Origin of the sequence: Runella zeae DSM 19591 (assembly GCF_000423565.1) — a bacterium.
In the GTDB taxonomy this organism is placed as follows: domain Bacteria; phylum Bacteroidota; class Bacteroidia; order Cytophagales; family Spirosomataceae; genus Runella; species Runella zeae.
The window spans coordinates 1-9,630 of sequence record NZ_AUIF01000079.1 but is presented as its reverse complement, the minus strand read 5'-3'; the positions used below and the strand labels follow the sequence as shown (position 1 = coordinate 9,630).

Genomic DNA, 9,630 nt, shown 5'->3' with positions numbered 1-9,630 from the left:
AAAAGTGGTTTTGGACCCATGACCTTGTTCACCTCATTGTATGTACTAAATACAAGTAGTATCGGCGGGGTGATCAATGGTTATCTAACCTGCTATGCCCGAAAGAGTGGCGAAGAAGTGTGGAGCCTTGATATGTCAAAGCTAGGTAAAGAAGGGGATGTATCACAGATTGTAAAATTACTGGGTGTATTTGAGGATTTAGTAGTGCTAGGAGTCGAAACCCCGAGCCCGGCTGTGATAGGCTTAGATGTCCACACGGGAGAAACACGCTGGCGCGTGGGGCGTACCGCTTTTACCAACCGAGAAGGTTTTTCATATCCTAGCATTCTTTATAACATGGACACCAACGAAAATCAGACGCGCTTATATGGTTTTCAAAATAGTTATTTTTTAGAATTAGACATCCAAACAGGTCAAGTGCTTCAGTTTGAAGATTTAGCGTCTGAAAACTCCCCTTACCTCAAATATGGTAAAAAAGATGTGCAGGCTTTTACCATGCGTTACCATGAAGGTAATCTTGTATTTACATCTGGTGTACACCGTTCTGATAATATTGTGGGAGGTTTTAACATAGAAAGAAAAGAGATTACATGGTTACAAAATATGAAATTCAAAGAATACCTTGATATTTTTGGAGCAGGTAGCTTCCCTATTTTTACAAGTAATCGCTTTTTTATTGGAGCCAATTATTCGATATGCATATTTGAAAAAGAATTATAGAGAATGGTCATGTTTGCAAACAAAGTAAGTTTAGCAGAGGCGCACCAAAAACTTGGAGAAGTTTCGGCGGTTTTTCTGGAAGTATTTCGGCGTGGTACACTTTCGGTGGAGCTATATCATCCCGAAGGAGAAGACAAACAAACGCCTCACTCGCGCGATGAAGTGTATATCATTGCAGCGGGTGAGGCGGTATTTGAGCTAGAAGGCCAAAAGACGCAGGTCAAAACGGGTGATTTTTTGTTTGTGCCTGCGCAGGCTGAGCATCGATTTGTGGAGTTTAGCGAAAATTTCTCAACTTGGGTGCTATTTTATGGTCCCGAAGGGGGCGAAAATGCTCTCAACGCGACCCAAAAATAGCACTTCCGACCCTAACGAGGGTACTGCCTTCTTCGACCGCAATCGGGTAGTCGCTACTCATGCCCATCGATAGTTCGCTAAGGGAGTTGGCGCAAATTGTGGCATTGAGTTCGTCAAAAAACTGCTTCAATCCCCTGAATTCTTGGCGAATTTGGGCAAGGTTGTCGGTATTGGAGGCCATGCCCATGAGTCCTACGATGCGTACATTTTTCAAGGCTTTGAAGGTATCGGAGGTCAGGAGTTCCTTGGCTTCGCTTTCCGAAAGTCCAAACTTCGTTTCTTCTTGGGCAATAAAAATCTGTAGCAAGCAGTCAATCACTCGCTCATGCTTGGCCGCCTGCTTATTGATTTCTTGCAGCAGCTTGAGGCTATCCACGGAGTGAATCATAGCTACAAACGAAGCCATGTATTTGACTTTATTGGTTTGTAAATGACCAATCAAATGCCATTCGATGTCTTTGGGCATTTGTTCATACTTGGTCACCATTTCTTGCACTTTGTTTTCGCCGTATCGTTTAAAACCAGCTTCGTAAGCCTCCATGAGCATAGATACGGGCTTGGTTTTGGTAACGGCGATGAGTTTGGCGTTGGAGCCAAGACTATTTTGGATTTGTTGGATATTTTGAGCGATAGACATACTTTAAAAATCAAGGTGGCAATTGATCCATTCGCCGTCGAAGCGAGTGCCGTATTTTTCATAGAAATCAATAGCAGGTTTGTTCCAGTCCAGCACTTGCCACATCATGCCAGTGCAGTGGGTAGCTTTGGCTTCTTCGACCGTAGCGTCGAAGAGTTTTTTGCCCAGACCATAGCCCCGCATTGCCTCCGTTACTACGATGTCTTCGAGGTAGAGGCGTTTGCCTTTCCAAGTAGAGTAGCGAAAATAATACAGCGAAATTCCAACGACTTTGGTATCTACTTCGGCCACAAAAAGTCCAAAAATAGGCTCTGGCCCAAAACCATCTTTCAGCATCATTTCGGCGGTATTGGTGACTTGTTCGGGGGCTTTTTCGTAGAGAGCAAGTTCTTTCACAAGTTCAAATACGGAGGGTACATCTTCGGGCGTGCCCTTTCTAATGTTGATGTTCATAGTTGAGAAAAAATACTTTAGAATAGTAATTTATTGTAATATGCGGCCACTAGAACTTTATCTTTAATCCAAGCTCCTTTTTCATTGTCAGTAGGGCTTCTGCATTTCCCTTGGCATCATCTACTGGATTGTGTGTATGTTTTGTTTTTCGTAAATGTTTGAATGTTTTGAAAGTGTCTTTTTCAATTCCTTTATAAAGACTACCTAAGTTTTGAGAACTAAATCCAAATGGATTTGTCCCTGTAAAATGATGAAAATACCAACAAATAAACATCCAATCAAAACCATTGTTATCGCTAATGAATATGGGTCTATCTTTGCAAGTTTCTTTAATCCAGTTTGCAAAGTTTGTCATTACGAGTTTTGGTTCTTCAAAAGCTAAAGTTTCTTCTCTTGAATATCCTGACACAGTGAGCGCTTCAGGAATAAATTTTTCGGAAATGGGTTTAAGTTTTCCATAAAATGTTTTGTCAAGTTGCTCGTCCACTAAAACGGCTCCAAAACAAATCATAGAAAAGTCTCCCGGAATGGGTCCATCACTTTCTATGTCGACCATTACATATGCCATTATTTTTGAGTCTGTTTACGGTCTCTAGTAAAAAACTACGCCCAACTTCTCATAGCTATTCTCTTATTCAAACCCATTACTGTCTTCTGAAGTAGGTACCGCAGAATTTGTTTTGGGGGGTAAACAAGGCAATCCATGCGCTTGGAGGTATTCGTAGCCCGTTTGGTAACCTTGCACGATAAGTCTGACGATGTCGTCGGAGTTGAATTTGAGCATATCGAGGTGCAGTGGCTCATGTGGTCGAATCACCGTCAAGTTGAGTTGGCGGCCTTTCAATCCTTCTTTTTCGACATAGGCCTGCGCCCAAGCGATGTCACTATTCACGATTTGGTTGACGTTGATGTCTTTGACACGGTCGAGGAGTTTGAATAAATTGCGATAATTGACGGGTTCGTTGTAGATATGCTCGGCATGGCAAGCCACACACACGATTTCGGTGGCTCCGTCTTCGAGGGCTGCTTTGAGGGGGGCTACTACGCGCATACCGCCGTCGAGGTAGGCAGATTTGCGTTGACCTGCAATTGTGACGGCAGGCATGAGAGTAGGCAACGAACTACTCGCAATCACGTATTCTACAAAATGCTCATCTTGAGGGCTAGCATATACCATCTTGCCACTGATGACGTCTACTGCGCCGACTTTGATTTTGATTGGGCTATTTCGTAAAATAAATGGATCGATATTGTTGCGGACTAGATTGTGGAGGGGAGTAGTATCAAGCAGCCCATCAAAACGACTCATTAGGGTATCGACACCCAAGGTAAAGCGCGAACGCATCAAAGCAATGTCTTCGGGCTTAGTGATGTTTTTGACCCAAAATTCAATCAATTGGCGGCTAATGGTGGGCCAGTCGATTTTCTTAGATTCTATTGACTTTTTACTGGCTTCATTGACCATGTAACTCGCGTTCAGACTTCCTACTGAAACGCCATATACCATTTCAGGCTCAAAGCCTTTTTCTAAAATTGCCTGAATTACTCCTACTTGAAAAGCTCCTTTGAGGGAGCCACCTCCTAATACTAATGCCTTCATATTGTTGTACTGTTGATGTGAACGAGCGGCGAAATTTATCAAATTCGATGAATAAATGGCGTCCGCCCGAAACAAATTATTGAAGTTTGGTGTAATGTTAACAGATTTTGTACCAAATTTGGCGTTTGGCTGACAACAAACCCAAAAAAGATTTAAATACAATAATTTGCTCCTTAGGTGACGGTGACCCTCCAAGAGGGTTTATTGTAAGCTACCAACGAAATGATGCCCCTCTCATTAAAAGACATACAAGCCCCTATTGCTTCTGAAATGGAAGCCTTTGAGCGAAAATTTCGGCAGTTTATGAAAAGCGAAGTAATGCTGCTCGACCAAATCATGAACTACATCGTACGTAGAAAAGGTAAGCAACTGCGACCGATGTTTGTGTTTTTGACGGCGGGGGTGAGCGGCACCATTGGTGAAAGTACCTACCGAGGGGCTGCCCTGATTGAATTGTTACATACGGCTACGCTTGTGCACGATGATGTGGTGGATGAGTCCAACTATCGGCGCGGATTTTTCTCGGTCAATGCCCTATGGAAAAACAAAATTGCGGTATTGGTAGGGGATTATCTTCTGTCGAGGGGTTTGTTACTTTCGGTTGATAATCGGGATTTTACGCTTTTGCAAATCGTCTCTAATGCAGTGCGTGAAATGAGCGAAGGAGAGCTTCTTCAGTTGGCTAAAGCGCGGCGTTTGGATATTACGGAAGAGGTTTATTTTGAAATTATTCGTCAAAAAACAGCCTCTTTGATTGCTTCTTGTTGTGGGGTAGGGGCGAGTTCGGCGGGTGCTTCTAGCGATTTGGTAGAAAAAATGCGCCAATTTGGGGAAAAAGTAGGGCTTGCGTTTCAAATCAAAGATGACTTATTTGATTTTGGCGAAGCCGAAGTAGGCAAGCCTTTGGGGATCGATATCAAAGAAAAGAAAATGACTCTTCCGTTGATTTATGCTTTGAAACAAACGACATGGAGCAATCGGCGACATATCATCAACCTCATCAAAAATCACAGCGATAAGCCTCAAAAAGTAGCTGAGGTGATTAAGTTTGTGCGAGAATCGGGAGGGATTCAGTATGCCACTCAGCAGATGCAGAAGCTAGTGGAAGAGGCCCGTACCATTCTACATTCTTTCCCCGAGTCTATGTACCGAACATCCTTGGAAGGTCTGGTGCAATATACGATTGATAGAAATAAATAGATATTGTAGAGACGTAACATGTTACGTCTCTCGTTTCTACAATATCCGACAATCAAAGACGTAACATGTTACGTCTCTACGACCAATTTGTTACGTAAAAATGCCATCACCAACATTCCCATTCCCGAAATGACCAAACCGAGCGATTCGCGGGCTAGTTCGATATTGATACTACGCATTTGCATTTCACCCCAAAACACGCCTTCGTATTGCGGGGGCCACTGCTGATAAGCTGCAAAAAAATAGGCCAAGGTCATAATCACAAATACATAACTACGCGGGGCTTTGGCAAAGAAAATGCTCAGACAAGCCGCTACCGCAATCCCATAAACAGGCATCCATATTTCGGGGTCGGGGTCGTTGTACTGCACTACTACAAAATAGGTAAACAAAAGGGCGAAAAAGAGAGAAACTATTTTTGTCAGGTTCATGATGCTTGAGGAAATAACAGATTTTTGGGTTTGTGGTTAGAAGGAGATACAAAGGTAGGATGAACAAAAGTCCAAAACAAAAAGCCTTATCTCAAATGGAAGAGATAAGGCTTTTAATGTGGGTAAGCGTTCGAAAATTATTTTGATAAAGAAGTCAAAGTGGGTTTATCAAGTTTGAGGGCAGTAGCTTTGGTAAGAGAAGCTGACTGGTTTTCAACTTTGATTTCGACAGGTGCTTTGGTGGCATGGCTGTGATCCCCTTTTACGGCAATGTAGGGCGCGATTACCAATGATACGATCGACATCAATTTAATCAAGATGTTCATGGAAGGACCTGAGGTATCTTTGAAAGGGTCACCTACGGTATCTCCTGTCACCGATGCTTTGTGTGGCTCTGACTTTTTATAATACATCTGCCCGTCGATATTTACACCTTTTTCAAATGATTTTTTTGCATTGTCCCAAGCACCACCAGCGTTTGACTGAAAAATTCCCATCAACACACCTGATACAGTTACGCCTGCAAGTACTCCACCCAATACTTCAGGTCCCATAGTAAAGCCCACAAGTACAGGCACAATCAGTGCAATAGCACCAGGCAAAATCATTTGCTTGATAGATGCCTCGGTAGAAATAGCCACGCATTTTTCGTATTCTGGCTCGGCTTTGTATTCCATAATACCCGGAATCTCGCGGAACTGACGACGTACTTCGTTTACCATTTCCATGGCCGCTTTTCCTACGGCTGAAATACACAATGCGCTGAAAATGAACGGAATCATGCCGCCTACAAACAAGCCCGCCAAAACGTCAGCTTTGTAAATATCAATTTGAGTAATGCCCGCAATTCCTACAAAGGCAGCAAACAACGCCAATGAAGTCAAGGCTGCCGACGCAATCGCAAATCCTTTACCAGTGGCAGCGGTAGTGTTACCTACGGCATCCAGATTGTCGGTACGGCCACGTACTTCGGAAGGCAATTGTGACATTTCGGCGATACCGCCCGCGTTGTCGGCAATTGGGCCGAAAGCATCAATCGCCAATTGCATCGCCGTAGTGGCCATCATACCCGCCGCTGCAATAGAAACGCCATATAATCCAGCAAATTTGTAAGAAAGAATAATACCCGCAGCCAAAGTAATGATAGGTAATACGGTCGACTCCATCCCGACAGCCAATCCACCGATGATATTGGTAGCGTGCCCAGTACCTGATTTTTCGATGATAGAAAGCACAGGACGCTTGCCCATGGCTGTGTAATATTCGGTGATATAAGACATAAGCGCACCTACTACCAACCCAACCACGATTGCTAAGAAAACCCCATTGGAAGTAAACGCAAAGCCACGGAGGTTGAGGGTTTCAGGCAAAATATTTTTTACCAAAAAATAAGACGCTATAAAAGTAATGATGATAGAAGCCCAGTTTCCGATATTCAAGGCATTTTGTACGGATGAAGTTTCGCTTTTGATACGTACAAAGAAGGTAGAAACCAGCGAAGCCAACAAACCAACACCTGCAATCAGCATGGGAAGTAGTACAGGAGAAAAACCGCCGTAGTTGTCGGTTACGTCAATTTCTTGACCCAATACCATCGTTGCCAAAATAGTGGCTACGTACGAGCCAAACAAGTCGGCGCCCATCCCAGCTACATCGCCTACGTTGTCGCCTACGTTGTCGGCGATAGTGGCAGGGTTGCGGACGTCATCTTCAGGGATACCTGCTTCTACTTTACCTACAAGGTCGGCTCCCACGTCGGCAGCTTTGGTGTAGATACCACCACCTACGCGCGCAAAAAGTGCGATAGACTCGGCTCCCAACGAAAATCCAGCCAAGACTTCGATGGCTGTTTTCATTTCGTCAGAAGTGAGGGGCTGGCCCGCAGCAAAAAGATTATAAAATAAAATGAACAAGCCACCCAAGCCCAAAACGGCCAAGCCAGCTACGCCCATGCCCATTACGGAGCCACCCGTAAATGATACTTCTAAAGCTTTGGCAAGAGACGTCCGTGCCGCTTGTGCCGTGCGAACATTGGCTTTGGTAGCGACTTTCATGCCAATATATCCAGCCGTAGCCGACAGCAACGCCCCAATCAAAAAGGCAACGGCAATAAGAGGTGAGGAGTGGATGGGGTTTTCGGGGGTTCCTTCTTGGGTTCCCAAATACCCTAAAACAAGGGCGGTTGGAATGGCAAAATAGGCCAAGATTTTCCATTCAGCCTTCAAAAATGCGATGGCACCATCGGCAATATAGCCCGAAAGTTTCTGCATGTTGGCATCACCAGCAGGCTGGCTCGAAACCCAGTTGAAGCGCCAAGCGGTGTACAAAAGCCCAATAGCCCCAAAAGCCGGGACAAGGTAAACGATACTATTCATGCGAAGAGTTAAAAAGTTTAGTTGAATATTTATACAATAAAGTCGGGCAAATATAGCAGAACGTCCCACATTTCCACAATCCTAATCTTAGTTAATTACTGATTTTGTGTCGCTATTGTGCAATTTTAGGTTATTCGCTCTTCGCTAAACGTACCTCTTATATAAGTTTTTCGTGGATTTTACATTCATCGGCGCAAGATTGACATGGCGGCTAAGCCCTCGTGCCAACACACTACATCGCAATTTTAGCGCCTATCCTCTTCCGCTTTCTAGCAGAAAACCGTAACTTTGGATAGGAACTTGTATCATATGGAGTTATCGCAGAAGCTACCTATACTTTATGGCTAAAGACAAATACCATCAACTTGTAAAAAAGGCACTCATAACAGAAGGTTGGACTATCACTCATGACCCACTTTTCATACCTACTTTGAAAAGAACCATTCAAGTTGATTTAGGAGCAGAAAGATTAATTGGAGCAGAAAAAGGAAATCAACAAATTGCAATTGAAATAAAGAGCTTTATTGGCTTATCTGAAATTCATGAGTTTTATAAAGCCCTTGGGCAATTCAATTATTATCAACTCGCTATTGAAGAGACTCAACCACAACGGATATTGTTTCTAGCCGTCCCTCTGGATATTTATGATACTCTTTTTGAAGAACCCCTAACTCTCAAGGTAATAGAGCGGTATCATCTGAAGATTATTGTTTATAACGTTAAAGAAGAAAAAATAGAAAAATGGATAAGCTAACTATTTATAAATCAGTTGTTCAGGGCATTATGGACACCATAGTAGAAGATTTTCAATCAGCGACTCAGCCCTTCCATGTGCAAATGATTAAGGATGATATACATGGACAATACCTGCTTTTTCAAAATGACTGGCACAATGAACGCCGACTTTACGGGCCAATTTTACACATGGAAGTCGCATCCTCTGGCAAAGTTTGGATTCATTATGATGGTACCGACCTAGTGGTAGCAGAGCAATTACTCGAAGCAGGTATTCCAAAAGAAGACATCGTACTGGGTTTTCGTTCACCTGTGGTTCGGCCCGATACGGGATTTGCGGTGGCATAAATTAAAAATTAATAGGCAGATTCTATGATATTTTTATTTGACATCATTTTTCAATCGGGTGAATTTTATAGTGAGACTGGATTCTCTTGGACTGAGATTATTCCAGATGTTGTTGGAAATTTAATAGGTGGATTTATTGGGGCTGGAAGTGCTATTTGGCTTTATTATAGAAGTATAAAAAAGGACAAAGAAAAGGAAATTGAAGTTCAACTCGAATTTGAGAAAAATAAGTTAAGATATTTACAGCATCTGATAGGGAGAAGTATATCTACCATAGAGCATTTAATTAAAGGTTTGGACAAGTTCATTCAAACTATTGAAGAAGATAATATTACTTTTCCGGAACTAATATCAGCCCCTCTACATGATTTAGAACGCATCGTTCATCGTATAAATCAAGAAGAGCACTATCATTCCTATTTAAATCAGTTAAAAAATAGACTTGTTCTTTTGCTGATAATCAATATTTTATGATATATTTGCGGTAATTAACATTTTAATAAGTTATTATGAAATCACAAAGAATTAGTATATTTAGTAATATAAAATCTGATAGAGATTTTCGAGCTACAACAGGCCTTAGTAAAGAGGAGTTTAATAGGTTATCTGAAAAGTTTTCTTGTTATTATACTCCAACAGTTCTATCAGGATTTCCTAATGGGTTTGGTAACAATAGTATATTTCAAAACTCAAAAGAAGCTTTGTTTTTTTTATTATATCATTATAAAGTAGCGACTACTTATGATGTTCTTGCTATTAGTTTTGGCATCGGAA

13 protein-coding genes are annotated in these 9,630 nt (G+C 42.3%); 7 read left to right on the top strand and 6 right to left on the bottom strand.

What is annotated here, in order from left to right; genetic code table 11:
* Together G563_RS0117690 and G563_RS0117685 are read left to right on the top strand one after the other, a co-directional pair.
* A partial coding sequence (locus G563_RS0117690) for a PQQ-binding-like beta-propeller repeat protein (protein WP_028666484.1) occupies positions 1 to 720 on the top strand: 720 nt, incomplete at its 5' end.
* 3 nt (positions 721 to 723) lie between these two features.
* Positions 724 to 1,077, top strand: coding sequence for a cupin domain-containing protein (locus G563_RS0117685; RefSeq protein WP_028666483.1), 354 nt, complete (start codon positions 724 to 726; stop codon positions 1,075 to 1,077).
* On the opposite strand, the gene G563_RS0117680 is transcribed toward G563_RS0117685, so the two are convergent.
* From G563_RS0117680 to G563_RS35145, 4 genes are all read right to left on the bottom strand, one after another.
* Complete coding sequence (locus G563_RS0117680) at positions 1,058 to 1,714, bottom strand: YggS family pyridoxal phosphate-dependent enzyme (protein ID WP_028666482.1); 657 nt, start codon at positions 1,712 to 1,714, stop codon at positions 1,058 to 1,060. The genes G563_RS0117685 and G563_RS0117680 overlap by 20 nt on opposite strands.
* 3 nt (positions 1,715 to 1,717) lie before the next feature.
* Complete coding sequence (locus G563_RS0117675) at positions 1,718 to 2,167, bottom strand: GNAT family N-acetyltransferase (protein WP_028666481.1); 450 nt, start codon at positions 2,165 to 2,167, stop codon at positions 1,718 to 1,720.
* A 49-nt stretch (positions 2,168 to 2,216) separates the two neighbouring features.
* The gene (locus tag G563_RS0117670; RefSeq protein ID WP_211235287.1) at positions 2,217 to 2,723 is read right to left on the bottom strand and encodes a 3'-5' exonuclease family protein; all 507 of its coding nucleotides are present in this window, start codon (positions 2,721 to 2,723) and stop codon (positions 2,217 to 2,219) included.
* A 75-nt stretch (positions 2,724 to 2,798) separates the two neighbouring features.
* A complete protein-coding gene (locus G563_RS35145) occupies positions 2,799 to 3,767 on the bottom strand; it encodes a patatin-like phospholipase family protein (RefSeq protein ID WP_037327336.1) in 969 nt (322 codons plus the stop codon).
* 225 nt (positions 3,768 to 3,992) lie between these two features.
* Here G563_RS35145 and G563_RS0117660 point away from each other — a divergent pair, with 225 nt between their 5' ends.
* Positions 3,993 to 4,967 (top strand): polyprenyl synthetase family protein, encoded by a 975-nt coding sequence (locus G563_RS0117660; RefSeq protein ID WP_028666479.1) that lies wholly within the window; start codon positions 3,993 to 3,995, stop codon positions 4,965 to 4,967.
* A gap of 68 nt (positions 4,968 to 5,035) precedes the next feature.
* On the opposite strand, the gene G563_RS0117655 is transcribed toward G563_RS0117660, so the two are convergent.
* Entirely contained in the window at positions 5,036 to 5,398 is a 363-nt protein-coding gene (locus tag G563_RS0117655) for a transmembrane 220 family protein (RefSeq protein ID WP_028666478.1), read from the bottom strand.
* Between the two features lie 137 nt (positions 5,399 to 5,535).
* On the bottom strand, positions 5,536 to 7,773 hold the full coding sequence (locus tag G563_RS35140; RefSeq protein WP_037327333.1) for a sodium-translocating pyrophosphatase: 2,238 nt from the start codon (positions 7,771 to 7,773) through the stop codon (positions 5,536 to 5,538).
* A gap of 340 nt (positions 7,774 to 8,113) precedes the next feature.
* On the opposite strand from G563_RS35140, the gene G563_RS0117645 reads away from it, so the two are divergent.
* The 4 genes from G563_RS0117645 to G563_RS38690 all read left to right on the top strand — a co-directional run.
* Positions 8,114 to 8,527: an element excision factor XisH family protein gene (locus tag G563_RS0117645; protein ID WP_028666477.1), complete on the top strand. Its 414-nt coding sequence runs from the start codon at positions 8,114 to 8,116 to the stop codon at positions 8,525 to 8,527.
* Entirely contained in the window at positions 8,515 to 8,856 is a 342-nt protein-coding gene (locus G563_RS0117640) for a XisI protein (protein ID WP_028666476.1), read from the top strand. The genes G563_RS0117645 and G563_RS0117640 overlap by 13 nt, the downstream gene beginning before the upstream one ends.
* Positions 8,857 to 8,880: 24 nt before the next feature.
* Positions 8,881 to 9,330, top strand: coding sequence for a hypothetical protein (locus G563_RS0117635; RefSeq protein ID WP_028666475.1), 450 nt, complete (start codon positions 8,881 to 8,883; stop codon positions 9,328 to 9,330).
* Positions 9,331 to 9,365: 35 nt separating this feature from the next.
* A partial coding sequence (locus G563_RS38690; protein ID WP_037327330.1) for a hypothetical protein occupies positions 9,366 to 9,630 on the top strand: 265 nt, incomplete at its 3' end.

What these genes read in the sequence shown, in the direction of transcription:
- G563_RS0117680 (WP_028666482.1), bottom strand. Translation starts at nt 1,714, where the DNA reads ATGTCTATCGCTCAAAATATCCAACAAATCCAAAATAGTCTTGGCTCC.
- G563_RS0117675 (WP_028666481.1), bottom strand. Translation starts at nt 2,167, where the DNA reads ATGAACATCAACATTAGAAAGGGCACGCCCGAAGATGTACCCTCCGTA.
- G563_RS0117685 (WP_028666483.1), top strand. Translation starts at nt 724, where the DNA reads ATGGTCATGTTTGCAAACAAAGTAAGTTTAGCAGAGGCGCACCAAAAA.
- G563_RS0117640 (WP_028666476.1), top strand. Translation starts at nt 8,515, where the DNA reads ATGGATAAGCTAACTATTTATAAATCAGTTGTTCAGGGCATTATGGAC.
- G563_RS0117660 (WP_028666479.1), top strand. Translation starts at nt 3,993, where the DNA reads ATGCCCCTCTCATTAAAAGACATACAAGCCCCTATTGCTTCTGAAATG.
- G563_RS0117635 (WP_028666475.1), top strand. Translation starts at nt 8,881, where the DNA reads ATGATATTTTTATTTGACATCATTTTTCAATCGGGTGAATTTTATAGT.
- G563_RS0117670 (WP_211235287.1), bottom strand. Translation starts at nt 2,723, where the DNA reads ATGGTCGACATAGAAAGTGATGGACCCATTCCGGGAGACTTTTCTATG.
- G563_RS0117655 (WP_028666478.1), bottom strand. Translation starts at nt 5,398, where the DNA reads ATGAACCTGACAAAAATAGTTTCTCTCTTTTTCGCCCTTTTGTTTACC.
- G563_RS35140 (WP_037327333.1), bottom strand. Translation starts at nt 7,773, where the DNA reads ATGAATAGTATCGTTTACCTTGTCCCGGCTTTTGGGGCTATTGGGCTT.
- G563_RS35145 (WP_037327336.1), bottom strand. Translation starts at nt 3,767, where the DNA reads ATGAAGGCATTAGTATTAGGAGGTGGCTCCCTCAAAGGAGCTTTTCAA.
- G563_RS0117645 (WP_028666477.1), top strand. Translation starts at nt 8,114, where the DNA reads ATGGCTAAAGACAAATACCATCAACTTGTAAAAAAGGCACTCATAACA.